General features: G+C 48.4%; 17 protein-coding genes. 15 read left to right on the forward strand and 2 right to left on the reverse strand.

Annotated features, from left to right (window positions below):
- The first annotated feature begins 559 nt into the window (after positions 1 to 559).
- The 8 genes from NYE45_RS02820 (at position 560) to NYE45_RS02855 (ending at position 10,898) form a co-directional block, all read left to right on the forward strand.
- Positions 560 to 1,858, forward strand: coding sequence for an ABC transporter substrate-binding protein (locus tag NYE45_RS02820; RefSeq protein WP_145151910.1), 1,299 nt, complete (start codon positions 560 to 562; stop codon positions 1,856 to 1,858).
- 314 nt (positions 1,859 to 2,172) lie between these two features.
- Positions 2,173 to 3,396 carry an ATP-grasp domain-containing protein gene (locus NYE45_RS02825; protein ID WP_340015488.1) on the forward strand — a complete coding sequence of 408 codons (1,224 nt, stop codon included), beginning with the start codon at positions 2,173 to 2,175 and terminating at the stop codon, positions 3,394 to 3,396.
- Positions 3,397 to 3,418: 22 nt separating this feature from the next.
- Positions 3,419 to 4,471 carry a YqcI/YcgG family protein gene (locus tag NYE45_RS02830; RefSeq protein WP_062837304.1) on the forward strand — a complete coding sequence of 351 codons (1,053 nt, stop codon included), beginning with the start codon at positions 3,419 to 3,421 and terminating at the stop codon, positions 4,469 to 4,471.
- Positions 4,468 to 5,736, forward strand: coding sequence for an ATP-grasp domain-containing protein (locus NYE45_RS02835; RefSeq protein WP_340015489.1), 1,269 nt, complete (start codon positions 4,468 to 4,470; stop codon positions 5,734 to 5,736). Before NYE45_RS02830 ends, NYE45_RS02835 begins: the two co-directional genes overlap by 4 nt.
- Positions 5,733 to 6,965 carry an MFS transporter gene (locus NYE45_RS02840; RefSeq protein WP_340015490.1) on the forward strand — a complete coding sequence of 411 codons (1,233 nt, stop codon included), beginning with the start codon at positions 5,733 to 5,735 and terminating at the stop codon, positions 6,963 to 6,965. Before NYE45_RS02835 ends, NYE45_RS02840 begins: the two co-directional genes overlap by 4 nt.
- A gap of 284 nt (positions 6,966 to 7,249) precedes the next feature.
- The gene (locus NYE45_RS02845; protein WP_340015492.1) at positions 7,250 to 7,870 is read left to right on the forward strand and encodes a TetR/AcrR family transcriptional regulator; all 621 of its coding nucleotides are present in this window, start codon (positions 7,250 to 7,252) and stop codon (positions 7,868 to 7,870) included.
- A 60-nt stretch (positions 7,871 to 7,930) separates the two neighbouring features.
- Complete coding sequence (locus NYE45_RS02850) at positions 7,931 to 9,856, forward strand: alpha/beta fold hydrolase (RefSeq protein WP_340015493.1); 1,926 nt, start codon at positions 7,931 to 7,933, stop codon at positions 9,854 to 9,856.
- A gap of 94 nt (positions 9,857 to 9,950) precedes the next feature.
- Positions 9,951 to 10,898, forward strand: a complete 948-nt coding sequence (locus NYE45_RS02855; RefSeq protein ID WP_340015495.1) for an aminopeptidase — start codon at positions 9,951 to 9,953, stop codon at positions 10,896 to 10,898.
- Positions 10,899 to 11,309: 411 nt separating this feature from the next.
- Here NYE45_RS02855 and NYE45_RS02860 read toward each other — a convergent pair whose 3' ends face one another.
- Entirely contained in the window at positions 11,310 to 13,289 is a 1,980-nt protein-coding gene (locus NYE45_RS02860) for a methyl-accepting chemotaxis protein (RefSeq protein WP_340015496.1), read from the reverse strand.
- 80 nt (positions 13,290 to 13,369) lie between these two features.
- Here NYE45_RS02860 and NYE45_RS02865 point away from each other — a divergent pair, with 80 nt between their 5' ends.
- The 6 genes from NYE45_RS02865 (at position 13,370) to NYE45_RS02890 (ending at position 20,253) form a co-directional block, all read left to right on the forward strand.
- Entirely contained in the window at positions 13,370 to 13,609 is a 240-nt protein-coding gene (locus NYE45_RS02865; RefSeq protein ID WP_340015497.1) for a hypothetical protein, read from the forward strand.
- A gap of 19 nt (positions 13,610 to 13,628) precedes the next feature.
- Positions 13,629 to 14,072, forward strand: a complete 444-nt coding sequence (locus tag NYE45_RS02870; protein ID WP_145151896.1) for a chemotaxis protein CheW — start codon at positions 13,629 to 13,631, stop codon at positions 14,070 to 14,072.
- Between the two features lie 261 nt (positions 14,073 to 14,333).
- Complete coding sequence (locus NYE45_RS02875; protein ID WP_340015499.1) at positions 14,334 to 17,537, forward strand: DEAD/DEAH box helicase; 3,204 nt, start codon at positions 14,334 to 14,336, stop codon at positions 17,535 to 17,537.
- 46 nt (positions 17,538 to 17,583) lie between these two features.
- Positions 17,584 to 18,387, forward strand: coding sequence for a hypothetical protein (locus tag NYE45_RS02880; RefSeq protein WP_340015500.1), 804 nt, complete (start codon positions 17,584 to 17,586; stop codon positions 18,385 to 18,387).
- Between the two features lie 300 nt (positions 18,388 to 18,687).
- Positions 18,688 to 19,656: a M15 family metallopeptidase gene (locus tag NYE45_RS02885; protein WP_340015501.1), complete on the forward strand. Its 969-nt coding sequence runs from the start codon at positions 18,688 to 18,690 to the stop codon at positions 19,654 to 19,656.
- A gap of 195 nt (positions 19,657 to 19,851) precedes the next feature.
- Complete coding sequence (locus tag NYE45_RS02890; RefSeq protein WP_340015502.1) at positions 19,852 to 20,253, forward strand: RidA family protein; 402 nt, start codon at positions 19,852 to 19,854, stop codon at positions 20,251 to 20,253.
- 543 nt (positions 20,254 to 20,796) lie between these two features.
- Here the strand turns inward: NYE45_RS02890 and NYE45_RS02895 are convergent.
- The gene (locus tag NYE45_RS02895) at positions 20,797 to 21,867 is read right to left on the reverse strand and encodes a copper amine oxidase N-terminal domain-containing protein (RefSeq protein WP_340015503.1); all 1,071 of its coding nucleotides are present in this window, start codon (positions 21,865 to 21,867) and stop codon (positions 20,797 to 20,799) included.
- A 250-nt stretch (positions 21,868 to 22,117) separates the two neighbouring features.
- Here NYE45_RS02895 and NYE45_RS02900 point away from each other — a divergent pair, with 250 nt between their 5' ends.
- Entirely contained in the window at positions 22,118 to 22,594 is a 477-nt protein-coding gene (locus NYE45_RS02900; protein WP_062837317.1) for a GNAT family N-acetyltransferase, read from the forward strand.
- The last annotated feature ends 43 nt before the right edge of the window (positions 22,595 to 22,637 follow it).

Here is a 22,637-nt window from a genome sequence, read left to right on the forward strand (position 1 = left end):
TCGCTGTTGCTCCTCGGTGGCCTGAATGGATTAGGGCAAGGAAGCCACCGAGGTTCAAAAGGCGAACGCTCCGCTCCTGCATCGCATCCTGATCCCTTTGCTCCCACCTCGCATGGAGGTGGGCAAAAGGAGTTATGCCCGCATAGCTTGGGCATTACTCCTGAAGAGAAAGCATCGATAAAGAGAAAAGACCAAGAAAGAAGCTTGTATAGCCAGGAACTTCTTTTACAGAGTGATGGTATGCTCCCTGTTCAAAGCGCTAACGAACCCACCGCATCTTAATAGGTGGATAATCAAGGAATCCAAATTGTAACGAATCTCAGCAACGTTATTCGGGTACAAAATGGCTTCAGAGCCTTGAAAATCGACCAAATCGACGAAATAGCGTCTCTGTGATTCGTCAGGCTGGAGATTTGCGCAAATAGGAGCGAATAACGTGCGCTCGGTTCGTTAGAATGAAAACACGCTTCAAGGGAAGGTTATTCTGTCATCGGAGTGCCAGTGTAAATATTCATTAGTGGAACTGTTATACTGAAACTACTATAGGGAGAGTGTATGTATGAAAAGAATGACGAAGTTGACGTTGCTTATGCTGATTGCTTTTTCGGTAATGCTCGCAGGTTGTGGCAACGGGGACAAGAGTGGCAGTCCGGTCAACACGGATACTCAAGGTGGTGGCGAAGCTGCTGCCGGGGACAAAACCATCAAAATTTTCCAATTCAAAGTCGAAATTGCGGAAGCGCTTAATCGTCTCAAAGCGGAATATGAATCATCCCATCCAGGCGTCAAACTGGACATTCAAACCGTGGGTGGCGGCAGTGACTATGGTGCTGCACTGAAAGCCAAGTTTGCCGCAGGCGAACAACCGGACATTTTCAACGTAGGTGGTTATCGTGAATTGGATACATGGCTTGAATATTTGGAAGATCTGTCTGGAGAATCATGGGCCAAGGATGCGCTCGAAGTAGCCAAAGAACCAATGACCAAAGACGGCAAGCTCTATGGACAGCCGCTCGCGCTGGAGGGGTATGGTTTCATTTATAACAAAGACCTTTTCCAAAAAGCGGGTATTACCGAAATTCCAACGACACTGGAGCAATTGGACCAGGCTGCACAGAAACTTCAGGCCGCAGGCATTACACCTTTCTCGAACGGATACCAGGAGTGGTGGGTATTGGGTAACCATAACGTAAACGTGGCATTTGCGAATCAGGCAGATCCGGTGAAATTCATTCAGGGGCTCAACGAAAGCACGGAAAAAATTCCTGGCAATCAGGTGTTCACCGACTGGATTAACCTGCTCGACTTAACGTTGAAATACAGCAACAAAAACCCGCTGACAACCGACTACAATACACAGGTAACCTTGTTTGCGAGTGGAGAAGCGGCGATGATGCAGCAAGGGAACTGGACTCAAGTTCAGATCGATGGAATCGATCCGAATCTGAATCTGGGTATCCTGCCAATGCCAATTAACAATGAACCCAATGACAAATTGTTTGTCGGCGTGCCGAACTACTGGGTTGTGAACAAGAATTCCCAAGTGAAAACGGAAGCGAAAGAGTTTCTGGAGTGGCTTGTAACTTCGGATATCGGGAAACAATATATGACCAAAGAATTCAAATTCATTCCGGCGTTCAGTTCCATCACGGCATCCGAAGAGGATCTGGGTGACCTCGCCACAGATATTATGAAGTATAGCCAGGAGAACAAAACACTGAGCTGGAACTTTAACCGTTTCCCTGAAGGTGTTCCGCAGGAGTATGGTAGCACGATCCAAGCTTACGTTGCAGGCAAATCGGATAAAGCCGGATTGCTCGACGCGTTGCAACAGAACTGGGATAGCCTGAAAAAATAACAGATTCCCATTCATTTAATCAATGTGTGAATAACAAAAAGACATGTAAAAGGTGACTCCAGATTAATCGGAGTCACCTTTTTTAATAGGAAAATTTCCAGTTAGAAAGTGCAAATATCAAAGAATGGATCGACTAATACAGAAAGTAGAGGTGTTTGTATAATGTCTACAACCTGTTGTTAGTACACGATATGGCAACAAATAGCCAAAATTTAAATATTTGTAATTTTTAGATTGACAGTCCCAACCGATATCCATATTATAGAAAAATATAGCAGAAAGTAAAGAAATTTGAATTGGGGGTGAAGTTCTTTATGAAGGATATCGTATTCCTGTGTGACAAGCGGATTAACACCAAAACCGGGTTTCTCGATGCCTTGTCCAAAATATCGGATACAACCAACATTTTGTTGGTGGAACAAGGATATGAACAATTTTCCTCATTACCAGAGGGGTTGTTTAGTGCTGTGTTCGAAGTGAACGATATTACTCGGATTGATCAAGTGGAAGAGGTTTTTGAGCGCATTTTGGATGAGTATGATGTGGAACGAGTGATTGCCCCCACTGAAAATGTAGTGGAAACAGGAGGGTATCTCAGAACACGTTTTGGTATCCCTGGTATTCAGAAGAACCAGGCCGAGACAGTGCGAAACAAATGGATCATGAAGGAGACATTGCGGCAGGCTGGAATCCATACGTCACAGACACGTATTGCGTCCAATGCAGTACAGATCAGAAAGATTGTTACAGGTATTGGCTTTCCCATCATTATCAAACCGATTAGTGGCTGGGCGACGATCATGACGTACAAGCTTAGCAATCAAGAGGAGCTTGAGCAGTATATCAGCCATTCCTGGAATCGAGAATCAGTGCTCATTGAGGAATTTATCACCGGTAGGGAGTTCCATATAGACTCCGTCGTTTCAGAAGGTAAGCTTGTGTTTTCCTCTGTCTCTGAATATTTGTTCAATTGTCTCGAAATCGTCCAGAATGATCGCCCTTCCGGCACGATCTGTTATCCCACTAACACCAACTACGAATATGTGGAACGGATGCAGTCATTCAATGAAGAGATCATACGGACGCTTGGAATACGTAACAGTGTGTTCCATGCAGAGGTATTCCTTCTGCCTAATGGTGAGATCTGTTTTGGAGAGATAGGAGCACGTATTGGAGGCATTGTCATCATTCCGCCAATGGTGTTGAATTCCCACCAGGTTAACCTGTTTGATGCAGCCATTCAAACGGAACTGGGAATATATGAGGCCCCAACCCTTGTTAATTCAGGCAAGTACACCGGTGCGATTAATTTCCCATCTGCTGTGGGCAAGATCGAAAGTATCTCATCAGCAGAAGATTTCAAATCGATGGAAGGACTTATTGATATCCGAATTAACTATACATCGGGTCAGTCCATTTCAGGTGGTCGCGATACGATGTCTAGATCCGGATTTGCCATTGTGGAAGGTCCAGATATTGAATTCGTTAGAAAACAACTTCTAGAACTACATGACAAGTTTGTCCTGGTTCACCAATAAACCATTCTAGGAGGGCTTTGGGTTGTTGCTAGATAACGCTGATGTGAAGAGATTGGATAGTCATGATTGGAGAAAGCAGGAATTTGAGCATTTTGAAAAGGACATGACCAGTGAGAGTCCACGGTTTCCCTGCATATTCGGCTCGATGGGACTCAACCGTAATGAGCTGCGGTTCTCTTTTTTTAATGATATAGAAGATGATTCCATAGAAGAGCTTGCAAAGGCATTGAGAGAATATGTGGAACAGGCAAGGAGCTTCGGAAACTACACCTCCATGGTTACATTCTTTAATATTGACAAGGATTTATCCATCCATGAATATCAGCATACATTTTGGTCCATCCTGACCCGGCTGCACACCATCGACTTGAAAGAATGGCCAGAATCCATACCGAATGAAGAGAATGATCCTTTATGGGAATTTTGTTTTCATGGGGAACCCATTTTTGTCGTTTGTAACACACCAGCACATGAGATCAGAAGGAGCAGACGTGCGAATACATACATGATTACCTTTCAGCCCCGATGGGTCTTTGATTCGATTGGCTTGGGAACACCAAAAGGAGATAAATCCAAGGATTTGGTGCGAAGCTTGCTTCGGCAATACGATGCAATTGATCCATTCCCGCATCTTGGGATCTACGGAAGTCCGAATAATCGGGAGTGGCTGCAATATTTTATTCCAGATACCAACGAAGTTTCTGCTACAGCGCAATGCCCATTTCACCATATGAGGAGGAATAGTATGAGTTCAGTTCAATATATCCAAGGGTCTGATGTCACACTTGAAGAAGCAGTAATGCAATTGCTGCCTGTAACCGGTTCGGTCGAGGTTCAAAGAGATACACCATTCAGGGAGCACAAATCCCATACCCATCCCACAGACGAAACTCTTCTAATCATAAGCGGAGATATCACTTTCTATACTGAAGAGGGGGAGCTGTATTGCACGCCTGGTGACCGCATTCTGCTTCCGGCTAATACGGTGCACTCCTCCAAGGCTGGGGAGAATGGGACGTTGTATATTATTGCTTTGGAGTTCGTGGAGCAGCCGAAAGAAGAGGTTCTGGCATGAGTCGGTCCTCCGTTGGTCTGCTCATGAGAAAAGGTTTTTCCCTACATGGGGATCATATTGAAGCTCTGGGGAGAATTTTTGAGGAGGTCCATTTATGGACCTCTGTTCCTGGGTATGAACAAGATCCGCGCTTTCGGTCGGTTCAGCTTCTTCCCAAGTATGAGAATGTGGAAGAAATGATCGAGCAGGCGAGAGAAAAGGGAGTCCCGTTTTTTGTTACCTGGCAGGAGACGGATATTGTGCTGAATGCCAGATTGAATGAAGGATTGGGAAGACAAGATATCCCTGTTCGGGCAGCTGAGATTGCCAGAGATAAGTCCAGACAACGTCAGTTTTTGCAGCAGCAGAACACAGCCTGTCCGGTATTTCATGCTGTAAATACGATGGATGAGGCCGTATCGGCAGCAGCAAGTGTAGGTTATCCGGTTATTATCAAACCGACACTGGCGGCATCCAGCAGTCACGTAGCGCTCGTTCATTCTCTTTCCGAATTGAAGCAGGCCTTTGATAGCATATCGCAACTTGCCGTTTCGCAATCCGGATTGTACTTCGATGATGAATGTCCTGCAATAGCGCTGATTGAAGAGTTCCTTCCGGGCGAGGAGATCACACTGGATGGAGTGGTCGTCCACGGAACGTTTTATCTGGGGGGGATACATAACAAACTCAGAATGCCAGGTCCTTATTTTGAAGAGGATGAATATACCCTGCCTTTCCAGGGAGAATCCAATGTGGAACAAGATCTTTGTGAGATGGCTCGGCAAATATGCACAGGTCTAAAGCTTGAAAATGGATTGTTTAACGTTGAAGCCAGGCAAAATGCAAATGGTGAGTACAAAGTAGTGGAGTTCAGCTGTCGTATCAGCGGTGGGCATGTCTATCGCAATATTCGCGATGTGTACGGGACCGATCTGGTGACCGCCCATGCTTACGGTCTTCTGGGCGAGGATACGCTTGCTGCCCATTTTGCCAAACGAACGGCTCCGAAGTGTGCAACCTGTATCAAATTTGTCTACCGTGACGGAAAGGTATTGAATAATGCCAGCGGTGAGGCAGCAAGCGATGTCAGGTACCGGGCTTATTATCCGGTTGCTGCCAAAGGCAGAGTGGTCTACTCTGCTCCAAAAGGGTTCGACATCACAGGTCTGCTGTCTGTGCGTACCCAATATGAGGGTCCTGAGGACATTGAATCGGTGAAACAGGCCGCAAGAGTTCTGGAACAAAAGCTTGATTTGCAAGTTGCTGAGGTGAGACAGCTGCAATGATGCAGACCATTCTGTTCATCCTCTTCCTGTCTATTACCCTATGTGGAGATACCATCCTGAATATTACCCTGATCTGGTCTGTACTGGAACAGGGTGGGTCCATTACTCATCTGAGTATCATTATTACGATAATGAGTTTGGTGCCTATTTTACTACAAAAATATAGCTTTTTTCTTAAAACGGCCCTTAAAGAAAGACCATTACTAATTTTCAGCTTGGCTCGTATTCTGGGCATTGTGTTTCTGCTTGTGTTCTTGATTCAATTTTCAGGCAATACCAATGTGTATGGTTTATATCTGATAGGTGGCATCTTCTCTGTGATTCTGTTCTTGTCCAATCAGAGCCTGGAAATCTACATGTCCCAGATGGTATTGGATGGAAAAATCAAATCACACAAGGCCTCGCATGACTTACAGACTGCGATTCAGATTGGTGCATTTGGAGGAAGTGCGTTAACCGGAATTCTACTTAACATAGGTGGATTGCCAATGATCTCGACGGTACTGATGGTTACGCTGGCTGTGGGCATGATGGCTCCATGGCTCATTCCGATTCTGTCCCGTTCCGGTCAGGTAGATCAGAACGTACAGAAAGCAACAACGGAGGCGCCGCAGATTATGTACTCCGACGTCGTGCGGAAAAAAGTACTGAACATGACTATACTGGCGGTAGTTGTATTAACCGTGCAATTGGGAGCAATCAATTTTATCGTACCAATTTTGTTCCATGATATCTATAACTGGGATTCATCCCGTTATGGGGCCATGGGCGCAGCGATGGGTCTGGGTGCTTTTCTGGCAACGATGATTCGTAAGTGGGAACACCGAATTCCAATGTATCTATTTATACTGATTGGTGTGATCGATATCATCATTGGCACAGTACAGGTGTTTGTGGTGTCGTTGATCTGTGGATTCATGCTTGGGTTTGTATTTAACCGGACTCGTATCATGCAAAGGTCTGTCATGTTTGATAACTTGCGCAGCCGCGAAGAGACCATGAAGTGGTCGGGCAGATCAACGTTCGCCACTCAATTTACAAGATCAGTTGTCCCACTGGTGCTGGCACTTCCGCTGTCTCTGATGGGGCAGGAGAACACGGGCGTGCTGTTAGGAACACTGGGTGTTACGGTGACGGTTATCCTGTTTGTCGCCATCCGACTGGAGAACAGATTGCCGCTTCAAGGCAACGAATCGATCATTGCTGGGGATAGTAAACCTTCAGTTTGAAACAGGGATACAACCCGTAACGGTTGGGGAATGAATTATACGAAGGGTCAGCCAGGTACGTTCTGGTTGGCCTTTTTTGTTGTATCTATAGGAAGATATGTGGATAACTTTAAAACGGGTTGATGATCTCATAACGTAATTTACACAGAGTTAATACTATATGTGGATATCTTGTGTGTATAATGACCCAAATGTGGACAAGTAAGGAGAAGCTTGAGCCAGAGACGATCTTTTGTTAACAGAAAAACTTGTTTTTATCTAACTAGTACTATATAGTTCTAAATATGACAAATCAAAAATCGAACACAGGCTCTGCTAAACCCAAGAATACCAATCCGGTCAACCGGACCAAGGCAGTTGAAGTGGCTGCACAGTTATTTCTGCGTCAGGGGTACAGCTACGTCAGCATGGATGAGGTCGTGCGGGTGAGTGGAGTATCCAAGTCGAATATTTATTATCATTTTAAAAACAAGGAGGAACTGCTTCAGGCCGTGGTGCAATACTGGATTGCTCAGTATGAATCGGAGCTGTATATGCTGCTCAGTCAGCGTGAGCGAGGTGTGGAGGAGCGTATCTACTCATTTATGGCATTGCTGTCGGCAGGCATTGAGGGCCGAAATTACGAAGGGAGTTGCCCTTTTGTCACGTTATATATGCAGACACCCGAAAGTGCACCCCAAGTAAAGGAGAGTATATCCAGATTCTTTCGTGAGCTTAGACCTATGGTGGAGAAGCTGTTCCAACAAGGTTTGGATCGTGGTGAATTTCGCAAAGAAATTGAACCGGGACCGGCTGCTTTGTTATTTATTGCAGCCTTGGAAGGTTCGCTGATTCTCGCGGGAACTGCCCGTGATGTTGGGATTATAGAACAATCGGCACGTACGTTTTGTCAGATGCTTCGTTAATCGAAGCTCTTTTTTTGAATATAACTAGTACTAAATAGTACTAAAAGGAGCCGTAACAGAATGAATGTACATACTAACCATGCAGCAACCACGACCATTTTTATGACAGGTAGCACAGGTTTTATCGGCAAAGAAACGGTCAAACAACTCACGCAGGGAGACGCACAATTGCTCTTGTTGGTTCGTTCGGAACAGCGAGCCAGAACTGTGCTGAAGGCTTATGGAGTGAAGGATTTCAACCGAATTACCTTTATTACAGGTGATTTGTCCATTTCGGGTCTTGGCCTTACCGCAGCGGATCGGGAGCGTGCTCTTGGAGCGAGTGTGATCATTCATGCGGGTGGAACAATGGACGTCACTTTGGAACGAAAGGTAGCCGAGCAGATATTTATGAACGGGGCCAGAGAAGTGGCTCAGCTTGCACAAGAAATTCACCGTACCCGTGGACTGCGGCACTTTATCCACGTTGTCGGTTTCATGAGCCCTTATGGAGAGCGGAATGAACAGGGGAATTATCTACAGGTTGAGCATGTGGATAACAATGAAAGTGCGTATGAAGAGATGAAGTTTCATGCTGATTTGCATATTCGGGAGCATGCAGAGCAGCATAACTACCCCTTATCCGTTGTGAACCCGAGTACAGTGGTTGGACCGCGTCCCACCGGTGAAACGGAGCAAACGGGTGGAATTGGGCTGCTCATCCAGGCCATCCAGAGAGGGCTTATGCCAGTAGTACCTGGAGGATCGTCCTATTGGTTACCCCTTGTGGAGAACGATATTGTTGCACAGACGCTTGTTTTTCTATCCAGGGAAGCTGCTCCAGCCGGAGGAACCTACCCACTGTTGGCGCGGAAGGAAGACAGTCCCAATATGAAGGAACTGCTACATCTTCTGGCACAGCAACTGGACGTATCCAAACCCATAGGGTCCGTACCACTATCTTGGATTCAATGGGCTATGAAGTCAGGTGGTACACGTATCAGTGGTGTTCCAGCGGAGTCGGTTGCTTTTATTACCAACAGGTCATTCCCGGTTGAAGAGACGGAGGCTCTATTCACACGTATGGGGCAATCCTGGCCGGACATCCGGGAACAGCTTCCGCTGGTTACAGCCGATCTGGATTATCGTCTTCGTTATACGCCGTTACCTGAGGGTTTTCCGACAGATTATACCCGGTCACGGAGCGGAGATATGGCTATGCTTGGTTGGGAGGGTGAGGGAGAGCCTTGGATTATTGTACATGGTCTGCTTCAATCTGCCGATGAAATGTTACCGTTAGGAAAACAGCTTAGGGACCGGACCGGGAACCCGGTATGGTTAATCGATCTCGCTGGATTCGGACGGTCCCCGGTGCATCAGGGGGATGAAGCATTTGAAGGTCAGGTGGATGCACTGCTTACGGCTCTTGGTGAGTTTGAAGGTCCGGTGAAGCTGGTGGGCCATTCAATAGGGGCTGCTATTGCAGCTGAGGCACAGATGCGTAGCGGGCGGACAGACATTCGGCTGGGTTTGCTTCAGCCAGTCGCTAACAATTCGAATCCGAATGTACTGAGATGGATTTCCCGTTTGCCAAGAGGTGTGATGCGCACCATGCTGCGTGGCAGATCGGAAAAAAGTTGGAACCGGATGTTCAGTGCATACAGCGGTGGAGAAGACAACAGTGTTAGGGATCATACGATGGGCAAGAGAATACGCTCCAACCTCCAATCTCCTCGCATTGCGGGAGCACATGCGGATTTGTTACGGTGGATCCACTCCGGTCAGCGAAAAGGCGCCAGATCAACGTTGTGGGCGAAAATGGAAAGCCAGCACCACGCCAAAAATGCATTAGTCATATGGGGCAAGGAAGATCGAGAATATCATTATCCCCTGGATATGAACCCACAGATCAAACACATAGAAGTGCCCTATGGGCATTACTTTCCGACGTTTCAGTATAAGGAAACAGCTGCAATCCTCGCCGAATGGTCCGATACCGTGAGATGAGTTCAGATTCGGACAAGCAGGAATCCCATGCCAATTGTCGAAAGGGTCAAGTCGGGTTGTGAAGAGATACACCATAGACAGGAGAGATACATGTATGAATCAGCAACGTGTGGAAATCAGTAAAAATGTGCTAACGGAGTGTCTGGGGCTGCGTAGCGGAGAGAATCTGGTGGTTGTCGCAGACGATATGAAACGGGATTTGGCGGAATCCATCTATGAGGCAGGAAAAGCACTTGGAGCAGAGTCGGTCCTGCTAATTATGGAGGAGCGCAGCAGATCTGGAGAAGAGCCGCCTGCGCCCATTGCAAAGGCCATGATTCAGGCGGACGTAGCCGTGTGTATAACGCGATATTCATTAACCCATACCCAGGCACGCAAACAAGCGGCTGCATCAGGGACCCGAGTGGCAACGATGCCTGGTATGACAGAGGATATGTTTATGAACGGGGCAATCACGGCTGAATACCCAAAAGTAAAAGCATTAACTGAGAAGGTAACGGATCTATTAACGGCAGGTCGTCATGTACGAATAGAAAAGCAGGGCCATAGTCTTTCCTTTTCCATAGAAGGTCGTAACGGTGTACCGAGCACAGGTATGTACTTGAATCCCGGTGAATCGGGCAATTTGCCATCTGGAGAAGCCTATATAGCTCCGGTTGAGGGTAAAGGCGAAGGCCGTATTGTTGTAGATGGTTCCGTTGCTGGAATAGGGGCACTCCGTGAGCCTATGCTACTAACCGTCAAGGAAGGACGTCTGGTGTCAGTTGAAGGCCCGGATGGGGCTCAATTACTGGCAACACTTGGCGAGGGGGATGGTCGCTTTCTTGGTGAATTCGGGATTGGGACCAATAACAAGGCGCGAATCACGGGTGTAGTGCTGGAAGATGAGAAAGTGTATGGCACAATTCATGTAGCCTTTGGCAGCAATAATACATTCGGTGGAACGATTGCCGCCGGTGTGCATATCGATGCAGTTGTACAAAAGCCGGATGTGTACATCGATGATAAGTTGATCATGCGTCAGGGTGAATTGGTCGAATAAATGAATCACTGAATAACTGCATTGAAGGAAATGGGGCATGTCCACAACGTGTCCACAGTGATGGATAACTGGAGCGGAAATTCAGATTTTACGTCAGATTTACAAACAAATACACAACATGTCCACATTAAAATAATGAATATCCACATGAAATGCTAAACATATCCACAGCATGTGTGCAATATGTGCACAACTTATCCACAAATCAGGTATAACTCATGTTTTCACTCGATAAAACATTCATTTTGGAACAAGAAAACGAGTTATCCACAGAAATCTTGATTTTTTGTTCCAAGTATTTGAAAACATAGAAACAGATCCATAAATATGGGGATAAAAAAAGACCAAAGATCAGCTTCGTGCCGATTTTTGGTCTTTTTCACATGTAAAATAATGAAATTGAATGTTAGGTTACTTACTCTCCGTATTGAAACGACTAACTTCCAAGAGCAACTGATCTGCATGATCCGATAATGCCTTGGCGGCTTCTGCGATGTTACCAATAGATTCGGATTGCTCCGTTGTGGAGGATGCAGCTTCTTCCGTCGAAGCAGCACTTTGCTCGGCAACCGCTGCGAGGCCTGTAATGACGTCAGAGACCTGAGCTGCACCTGATTTGATGCTGTTCATGCCCGAAGTAATGGAATTGATCTGATGAATAATCTCTTCAATGGACTGACGGATATTCTCAAATGATGCTGACGTCTCTGCCATAGAGTCGGATTGGGCTGTACTATTCAATCTGAATTGCTCCAGCTCTGCTGCACTTTGCTGGCCTGCAGTATTCAGATCATTCAGCAACTGATCGATACCCGCTACAGACTGTGAGGACTGTTCTGCCAGTTTCCGAACCTCACCCGCCACTACTGCGAATCCTCTGCCATGCTCTCCAGCACGTGCAGCTTCAATAGATGCATTCAAGGCCAGCAGATTGGTTTGGGCCGCAATATTCTGAATACTGCCCGTAATTTCGGAGATTGCTCCAATCTTGCTAAGGAGTAGTTCATTGGATGTTTCGACTCGAGTAGTGGATTGTTGCCCGACTTCAGAAAGATTCATCTGGCGGCTGATAGCACTTGTACCACTTTCCATGGCCTGAGTAACATCCAGTATCGTTTGCGAGGCTTGATGAGCCTCATCTGTAATCTGATCAATCACTTGATTAATGCCAGATACCATTTCTGCACCGGATTGGATGGATTCAGCCTGTTCGCCTGCACCCTTGGCAATCTCTTCAATGACTGTGGAGATCTGACCTGCAATTTCATTGCTGCCGGAAGCTTCCTTGTACATCGTTTGAGAAGAGGCCTGTACTTGCTGTGCGGAGTGATCCACCTGTTGAATCAACTGACGCAGAGAAGTGGACATGGCATTGAAAGAAGTGCCCAATTGGGCAATTTCATCTTTACCTTTAACGGCAACTTGCACCGTAAGATCTCCTGCGGCCAATTGTTGCGCACTGTTCTTCATATTCAGCAGGGGTTTGATCGTTCTGAGTGCGAAGAAGTAGGCCAGAGCCGCCAGCACCACGGTGAAAATAACGATAAACGCCAGATACAGCTGTCTTGTCTTGGTGAATTCCGCTAAGGCGGCAGCTTTGGAGATGGAGGTTGCTACAATCCAGTTGGTATTCGGAATTTTCTCGTAATAGATTAACTGCCGATCGTTATTATACGTATATTCGGACAATCCGCTAGGTTGATTAAGCATCGTACCCACAATATCGGTATAGTCACTCTGCTCGGCGAGAGGTGTGTTCAACAACTCTTGATTCGGATGTGAGAGCACAACACCCTTCTGGTCCAGCAAAAAGGTGAATCCGTTGTCTGTGTGGATCGAACTGATCTCATCCTTAATGGAATCGAGGGATATATTTTCCGATATGGCTCCTTGGAAATTCCCGTTCTCGTCATGTAACGGCACGCCGATGAAAATGGACTGTATACCGGCTTTGGTGACATAGGCATCACTGAACGTAAGTGCGTTCGAAGCTTTGATGGCTACGTACCATGGACGCTCTCGTGCATCGAAGGTGGCATCTGGTATGAAGCCTGCTCCGTCTAAATATGTACCGTCTTCGAGCCCGAAGTAAATGGTGGCGATATCCTCTTTGTTAGAGGCCAGTTGGAATGCTTGTAGATGCTCCATGCTGATCTCATTGAGGGGTACCGTATCATCAATGACTTTGCCCAGTGTTTCGATGACTTTGGCTTGAGTCAAAGCCCAGCCATTAACTTCTGTTACTGCTTTCTGAACTGTGCTTTGCAGCTCATTATCTACAGATTCCGTCGCTTGCTTCTCAATCACGTACAGCGCGATATAGCTGAGTGGAGCAGCGAGCAGAATGCAGATGGTGGTGACGATGACAATAACTTTAGTTTTGAGCGTCATGATTTTCCTCTTTTCTAATCCTGTATATACTATTTATATCGGCAGTTGATGCGGTAATTTTATATGGCATTTAATAGGAGGTGAGCGGTTCAAGATCAGATTTCTTCACGGGCAGAAACAGCTACACAAGCAGTTCTTTCATCCGGCGTGATCCAAGGAAATGGAATTTTGTTGAATCCAAGAGGACAAATGAGCAGAGCGGAGACGGCAACTGTAATGCAACGTCTGGTGAAGTTGGCAAAATTGATCTGAAGCCTAAACATTTGCTTGAAAATAACCGATACACCAAAGTAACATCTAATGGGACGAAAGTAGTCTGATTATACGGAATGAGAGGGTATGGGGATAATTATGGATGAGGGCATGCAATATATTAATTTTTCGGTAGGAGACCAGATCTTTGCACTACGAATTGATGAAGTTCATGAGATCATCAGAATGGTTCAGGTGACAACGGTCCCATTTGGAAGTCCGGAGATCAGAGGTTTTGCTTCGTTGTATGGTAAGGTCGTTTCGGTGGTGAGTCTTCGTGTATTGTTAGGCATGCCAGATCAGGAGGATACCTCTTCTACACGTATTATTGTGGTGCCTTACAAAGGTGGATTTGTACCGCTGATCGTAGATATGGTCGATTCTGTCGTAAGTTACGATCGTTTCGAGGAACCTGCTGAGGAACACCGCCGTTTCATGCTTGGCGTTTTTGACAAAATCGGGTTCTGTGAAGATCATCGTGCTGGCATTTTGAACCTGGATGTATTGCTGGGCAGCTTGATCAGATCATAGTAATATAACGATCCGTAATTCTTTGAATATTCAGTATTATCCTTTGGTTGACCCAAATGTTCCTCATCCGCTTTTCGGGAGAAGGGGCATTTTTTTGTGCCGCCAGGGCGTGTCTGAAAACTCCGAAGGATGCACTTCAGTGAGTTTTGAGACACGCCCTAATCATCGAAATAACCACTTTTTGTGGGTAAAGGTTTTTAAATCCGTTCATTTTCGTATATGATGGAGAGTAACAATGCGAAGGGATGACGGGAGACTTTAATGATGCAATCGCTGTATGGAGTATGGCTTGGTGACGTATTTTTTTGTTTTTCCGGTGAAACATCGGAACCACGTGTGGATGCATGGAGCCACGTGGTAAGAAGGTTGAATTTTGGCGACGGGGGTCGTCTGTTTCAGCCTGCCGCTCTGCGTCTTGCGGAGCTGCGCTGGCCGAATCCGCTGAGGAACACGGCTGAAGCCAAGAACACGAAGCGGCGTCAACTGCTGGGACGCACATTGGAAGGATTGGCAGTCTCGCCCAAGGATGCCTTCAGGCTACTGCTGCAATGGGATGACCGTTTGTTAAATGCAGCCGGAATTCAGGTTGGAGAAGAGATGCGTTACTGGATCAAAGCGGCGCAGTTCACACAGGAGCTGCTGTTGCGGGGAGCAATTGCTCCATCGGCTGAATTCGCAGCAAAGACCGGCGCACGGCGACGGACCGGGCAAGAAACATTGACAGGTGTATGGCGGCCACGCTTGGAACAGGAGGATGACATCGAACGCTTCCGCGATCTTGCTGAAGCGATGCCTCCCATCGGGTTGGCTGCACCGGGAGCCTATGCTTCATTGGAACCGGAAACGCGTGAAGAAGCAGGGGCGGCGGTATTATTTTCATTCATGAGTGGAATGATTCATGCTGTAGTGACAAGTGAGTTGGAGGGTATGGACAGTGAACTGTCCCGATACCGCACGCCTTATCGACGCGGATCTTCGCCAGTAGCGGAGCTTTGGTGGAACAGTCTGATCTCGATGTTCCGTCCTGTAACAGTGCAAGGGCCGACGGACGACATGACAGCGTTTATTCATACGTTGCAAGAAGCTGGTGGAACGACGATGCCGATCGTGGGAGCCGAAGAAATGGCGCCTGCCGAAGGCCAATTGAAGCTGGTACTCCGTTTGGAGCCGCCACTGGGCGAACATGAAACGATCTGGGGAATAAGCTTTTGGGTAGACAGTGAGCAGGAAACGAGCCTGAGGTTGCCTGTACGCACCATCTGGGCACATCCGGAGCGAGATCTGGACCGGGGGAAAGTATTATATACCTCGGCGGCAGAGCAGCTGTTGATGGCACTCGGGCATGCAGCAGAACTGGCACCTGAACTGGAGACGGCGCTGCTCACCGCTCGTCCCGAGGGAATTAAGCTGGAGCAGCAGGGTTTCTTTGAATTTCTCACGCATGCGGTTCCACGTTTGCAGAAGGCCGGGATAACTGTTCTCATGCCTTCAAGGTGGAGTCGTGCCGGGAAACGTCGGGCGGGACTACGTCTACAGATGTTGAATCGAGGAAACGAGCGGTTGCCTGGAGCCCCATCGGCACTGGGCATGGAACAATTGGTTGCTTTCAAGGCGGAGCCTATGCTGGATGGCAAACCCGTCACGGCAGAGGAACTGGCAGCACTGGCTGAATCCACAGTTCCGTATGTTATGTTCCGCGGTGAATGGATTGAAGTGGACACGAAAGAGATTCGCCAAGTCCTGCGTTATATGAAAAAAGAAGAAGAACAATATATGCCTCTTTCCGAATGGCTGCATCTGGCTGCGGATGAAGGGGAAGATTCCGCATGGAAGGGGCTTTCCGTCTTTGGTGCAGAATCTGATGGGCTGCTCGCTTTCCTGCTCGATGGACAGGTGCTTCGTAGCATTGAGCCTCGTCAGGTTCCGGCAGAATTGCACGGTGAATTGCGTCCTTATCAGGAAAGAGGTTACCAATGGTTATCGGCCATGCGCGAGCTGGGCTTCGGCGTATGTCTCGCGGACGATATGGGACTTGGGAAGACGATTCAGGTAATTACCTGTCTGCTGGACCGCAAACACGAGGAACGCCAGGCGGCTGAAGAGGAAGCCCGTGAGAATGAGCTGCTGAACGGATCTGATGATGTATTCCCAGCGGATCGGCATACGCAGGTGCAACCTATTCATCTGCCTGCACTTATTGTGTGTCCTACCTCGCTGCTTGGAAACTGGCAGCGTGAGCTGAAGCGGTTTGCCCCGGATCTGTCGCTATATATTCATCATGGCGGACAACGGTTGCACGGGAATGATTTTCAGGCAGAAGCGCAGACGCATGACATTGTACTCACGACCTATCATCTGGCAGGCAGAGATGGACCGGATCTGGCTTCGTTGCACTGGTCCACCATTGTGCTGGATGAGGCTCAATATATTAAGAACTACCGTACCAAACAAGCGCAAAGCGTGATGCGTCTGTCTACACTTCATCGTATTGCGATGACAGGAACACCTGTGGAGAACCGCTTGAGCGAACTCTGGTCCATTTTCCAGTTCCTCAATCCGGGGTATCTGGGCACAGCTTCATCGTTCCGCCAGCGCTATACGGGACTCGGCCCATCCGAAGAAAATGCAGCATCCTTGCGTGAGCTTCATCGATTGGTATCTCCGTTCATGCTGCGTAGGCTGAAAAGTGATCCGGATATTCGCAAGGATCTGCCAGAGAAGCTTGAACTGAAATCCTATTGTTCTCTGACGCCGGAGCAGACGGTGTTGTACCAGCGTGTGGTGGACGATCTGATGGGTGGTCTGGATGGCAGAAACGGCATTGCCCGCAAGGGAATTGTTCTGTCCTCTCTGACCAAGCTCAAGCAGATCTGTGATCATCCGGTGCTGGCGGACAGCAATCGGAAAGACCACGGTAAGGCTGAGGCATCCGGTAAGATGGAACGTTTGCTTGAACTGCTGGACGCCATCCGTGATAACGGGGAATCTGCCCTGATCTTCACGCAGTATGTTGCTATGGGGGATCTGCTGGTGTCGAGGTTGAAACAGCGATATGAGGAAGAGCCGTATTTCCTGCATGGTGGTGTGTCGAAGGCGCAGAGAGACGATATGGTGGATACTTTCCAAAAAGGTGAGGGGCCGTCCATGTTTGTTCTATCTCTTCGTGCCGGAGGTGTAGGTCTGAATCTGACCCGCGCGAGTCATGTTGTTCACTATGATCGGTGGTGGAATCCCGCGGTCGAGAATCAGGCGACGGACCGGGTATTCCGAATCGGGCAGAATCGCAATGTACAGGTGCACAAGCTGATCTGTCAGGGCACACTGGAGGAACGGATTGATGAGCTGATTGAGAGCAAGAAGGCACTTTCTGAGCAAGTCGTCGGTTCAGGCGAGAACTGGCTGACCGAGATGTCGGATGATGAGCTGCGTGGCCTGATCTCGCTTCAGGGTGAGACGTGGCTGTGACCTTAAAATCTCATGAGAATATAGATGTTGAGAAAGGGGGATTGTTGTGAGTGAAAAATGGAAGATCGAGCTGCATATGTCCCCCGGTGGATGGACAGCAGAAGTAAATACAGCAGCGGATGCAGAACAGGAGAATTCTGATTCCGCTGCTGAGGGCAAGACCGGATCAGCTGCAGGCGTGTTCACGGTCACGGGAACGCCAGCGCCACTGAGCGAAGCCCAGCGCGAGGCTGTACTGGCTCAGCTGCGCAAGCGCCCGCTGACGCTGTACGCCCTGCTGCGCGGCGGCCCGGCGCCTGACGAGCTTGCCGGGCTGCTGCCGGCTGCGCAAGCGCCCGAAGGCCCGCCAGGCGCAGCAACGGCCAGCGCGGCCGTGGCGTGCACCTGCGGCCGCCCGAGCGCGCATGCCGCGGCCGCTGAGCGCGCCGTAGCCGCGCGCCTCGCGGCCGAGCCGCTGCTGCAGCTGGCGCACGCCGGCCTGCCGCGCGAAGCGCTGCTCGCCGGCGTGCTGGGGGCATGGGCGGAGGAACTCGCCCATGATCCCAGCGGCCCCGGCCGCGCAGCGGAAACGGCTGGCCGCCCGCAGGTGCGGGGCGGCGAAGGCGGCGCAGCCGTCGGCGAGTGGATCGCCGAGGCAGCCGCAGACGGCGCCATGCACCAGCCGGGGCCGGGCTTTGGCGCCGTTGAGGTGCGTCTCACGCAGCCGGGCAAGCCGCCAGCTCTGCCGGAGCTGACGGCGCTACTGCCGGGCGTGCCGGCCACCGCAGGGCTGGACTTGATCCGCGAACGTGTAGCCGCGCGGATGTGGCAGGCTGTCCAGAAGAAGACGGACAGCCCGGCAACCAAATGATGCACTCATCAGAGCGGGGGAGATCTCAGATCACCCCTGCTTGTTTTTATTGCATAATCACTTTTGGATATATGAAGGCATATTCCCATTTCACTGCTATTGTGCACAGCACTGGGATGTTGCTCTAAAAGTCCAAAAAACGATCATACAGGCTGTACAGCACGTAAATGTTCATTCGGATCTCGTCTAAAGGAGGTCTTTACCGGTGGAGCTTCGCTCCCAATTAAGGTATACTGTCGCAGGGAACATTGCACGCTGAGAACTATATAACATTTATATTATGGCGATAGGAGTTTTTACATGAAATCACGTACAGGAAGACAGCGCCGCATGGTGGTTATGCTGTCCTCATTGATGATATGCGGAGCAATACTTGCCGCGTGCCAGAATGGCACAGAGGAGAGCCAGGATCCGAATGGAGCAGGTAACACACAACAGGAGTCGGACGGCACAACGGTTCATTTTACGGAGGATAAGGGAACGGACGGCGACAATGCTGGTGGCGATGATGCGTCAGCTTCAGGCAACGGCGGTGAAGGGACGGATAGCGAGTCAGGAAATGCTTCAGCAGGCGAAGAGCAGGGTTCTTCAGACGATGGTAACGGGGCAACAGCGGAAGATCCATTAATGGAGAAACGCAGCATCAGCGCACTGCAAACGACGATTGATGCACAATCCGTGGTGACCAATGCCGAGTCTATGACCGTTATTGTGAACAAGCAGCGCAGTCTGCCTGAAGGGTACGAGCCGGCCGATCTGGTGGAGCCGAATGTACCGTTCTCCTTCGACGAACCGCACGAGAAGCGGCATATGCGCAAGGAAGCTGCCGAGGCGCTGGAGAAGTTGTTTGCAGGTGCAAAGGCGGATGGCATTGAGCTTCGTGCAGTGTCTGGCTATCGATCATATCAGCGCCAGGTATCCATCTATAACAACAATGTCAAAACCAAAGGTCAAGAATACACGGATCGTGTGAGCTCTGTACCAGGCAGAAGCGAACATCAGACGGGTCTTGCCATCGATGTATCGAGTCCGAGTGTAGGCAATGTGCTGGAAGAGATATTTGGCACATCGAAGGAAGGCCAGTGGCTGGCTGAACACGCTGCTGAATATGGATACGTCATTCGTTATCTGAAAGGTGAAGAAGACACAACAGGTTACGTCTACGAGCCTTGGCATATCCGATACATCGGTACGGATTTGGCGTCAGATGTAGTGAAGAGTGGTTTAACTCTGGAAGAATACTTTGATGAGGCGAATATCAAGTTGTAATCCGGATGCTATCCCTGAATGAACGGCCCTTGATCTAAACAATGGGCAGTCATCAGGGATTTTTTTTGCAAAATGATGATGGAATGAAGATAGATTTATACTCCATTCTATTGTCTGAGATGATGGTGCACTGATATAATTCATGTTTAATCCAATTCAATTTAGATAAATACAACCAAAGCGAGGGACGAAAGAATGAGTAGACAGCAGGTATTTACCGGCTCCCCATGGGAACCGTTGGTGGGATATTGCCGTGCCATCCGTGTAGGGAACCGAATCGAAGTGGCGGGTACAACCGCGATGCAAGATGGTGTAGTCGTTGGGGCAGGTGATCCATATGCACAGACGAGGTTCGTTTTGCAGACGATCGAGAATGCACTGAAAGAATTGGGAGCTGACATGTCGCATGTCGTTAGAACCCGAATGTTTGTGACCGATATCTCCAGGTGGGAGGAAGTCGGCAAGGCTCACGGTGAATTTTTTGGACAGATCCAGCCTGTAGCCACCATGGTTGAAGTTAGCGCACTCATTGATCCCTTGTTGATGGTTGAGATTGAAGTGGAAGCGATCGTTGAAGATAAAGTACAAGCCGATTGATCCTGACGATTACCCTGAAGGTTTTCTAAGGAACACAGGACGTCTTATTTGGCCATTAGGTCCTCTTTTTAAAATGTAAGGAACATCAGACCCGTTATTTCTCGAATTCTTCAGACAAAAACGCTGTAAACAGCTGTTTATTCTGATATAGCATGTGTCAGATTCCTTAGATTTTTACAGGTGCTTTAAATGCTTGAATAAGATGCCTCAGATTCGTTAGCACTAAATCCGCTTGCTCTTATATTCAGTATGCAACGTATTTCGTATGCAGCGTACATCGCATGTGTCTGATCCGGACAAGTCAGGTACGCTTCCCTTTGAAGCAAGTGTGTGAAGACACACTCTAAACAACCAAAAAACCAAAAAACCTTATCCGTGCTTGTCAGAAGACAAGCAGATAAGGTCTTTTTTGAATTGACTTCGCAGTCCAGCTGCACGGCTGAGCTCTTGATGCGTCAAACTCATTGCACCGTGCGCCAAGAGATACAAGCGGTCTGCAACAACATATAACATGTGTCTCAGCCAGACGTTTTTCTAACCGTGTTATTTCGCTTCCAGCTCTGCTGCTGGTGCTTCAACAACCACTTTCCAAGCTGTTCCGATCGGAGGCAGGCTGCGTGTCAGCACAGGACTGTAGAAACCAATGACTTTAGTTCCTTTAGTCAGTTCTTCAGCTTTCACCGTTTCACCTTCGTGGTTCACGAGCAGTGTGTCTTTGTCGATGTTCAGCACGACATGGTCAGGAGCGGTCTCAGTTAACCGTGTACCTGTGATCTCAATTTGTGAGATGCTGCCTTCAGCTGTTGTTACATTTTCAATCGTACCAGCCGTCCCCAGAATCTCTTTCAATTGTGTTTCAGATTCTGTAGCGTCAGCCAGTACAGTGACTTTATAGGTTGGCGTTTGTGGTGGCAGACTGCGTGTTGTGATCTGGGAATGTTCAGCCTCCACGTTCATACCAATGGTCAGATCGGTTAGTGCAATCTCTTTCCCGTCTGACGAGATGAATTTCGTATCTTCATTCAGATTGAGCACGATACCATCCAACCCTGCACCGCCAATCTGGATGGACTTATAATCATCTTGGTTCGAGATTCGGGTAATAACACCACGCTCAGTAACCGTCTTCACGTCCTCTTCACTAGAGATAGTCACCTGATTCCCTGTTGTGTTCACTTGTCCATGCAGTACCTTTTCGGCAAAAGAAGCCGGTACATACAATGTGCCACCTGTGATTTCGGGCGCTGTACCCAGCTTGAGCAGCATTTTATTTACGGAATATTGATCTTTGCCTGTCATTACCTGTGTCCAGAGAACACCTCGTGTCAGCTCTGCAGTTTTGTTCTCTTTATTCCATTTCAGTTCAATACCCAGTGCTTCGGTAAGATCACGCAGCGGGATCATGGCTACTTTGCCATCCTTGTTCCAATAACCATCGGAGATGGATGTACCATTCACGGATACGTTTACTGCATCAGTTGCCTTACTATCGGCTGAAACGGATGTTTGATGGACTGGTTGTGTGTTGTCCAGTGTTGCTGCATAAGCGGCTCCACCACCCAATGCCATGGATAGGGCCATCAGGGCACTTACTTTTTTCATGTTGTTGTTCATCAATATTCATCCCTTCTAATCTTTGTACTGTCGCGGTAAAATCTTCCTTAGGGCCGCGCTTCAAGTTAATAGACGGGACAAATCGTCTCAGTGTTGCAGTTAATATGCAATGAATGTAAACGGTATGTTAGTTTAGATTTGAAATATCGCTTGAATTGCAGGTTATCAGCAGCAGGATCAGGTTAATTTCAGGTAAGTGGCCAAACCTTTATCTTATTTTCGCATTCAAGTACGAGGAGGAACGGATTAGATGAGTGATATGTTGGTAGCGCTCTATCGTTTGCCGGAGCAAGAGAGTGGACTGAGAACGTTGGAGGAATCCTCCATTGTGATTCGAAGAGCCATTGCCCCAGAGAAGCAGCTTGTACTGGATTGGGTGAGGTCACATTTTAGCCAGGCTTGGGTGGATGAATGCGAGGTCGCTTTTGCGCGTCAGCCCGTGTCCTGTTATATTGCGGTTGAGCATGGGAAAATGATTGGATTTGCCTGTTACGAAGCGACATGTCGCAATTTCTTCGGACCGACAGGTGTGAGCCAGGATGCACGGGGCAAAGGTGTAGGCACAGCCCTTTTACTGGCCTGTATGCATGCGATGAAGGCGGACGGTTACGGGTATGCGATTATCGGATCAGCGGGACCTGTAGACTTCTATGCCCGGACACTGGGTGCCGTGAAGATTGAAAATTCGACGCCGGGTATTTACGAAGGCATGCTGCGGGCAGACTAGACGATAATGATGTTCTGGAAGTTGTGGAAAAGGAAGGGAGGAT

It is taken from the genome of Paenibacillus sp. FSL K6-1318 (assembly GCF_037976905.1).
Lineage (GTDB): Bacteria > Bacillota > Bacilli > Paenibacillales > Paenibacillaceae > Paenibacillus > Paenibacillus amylolyticus_A.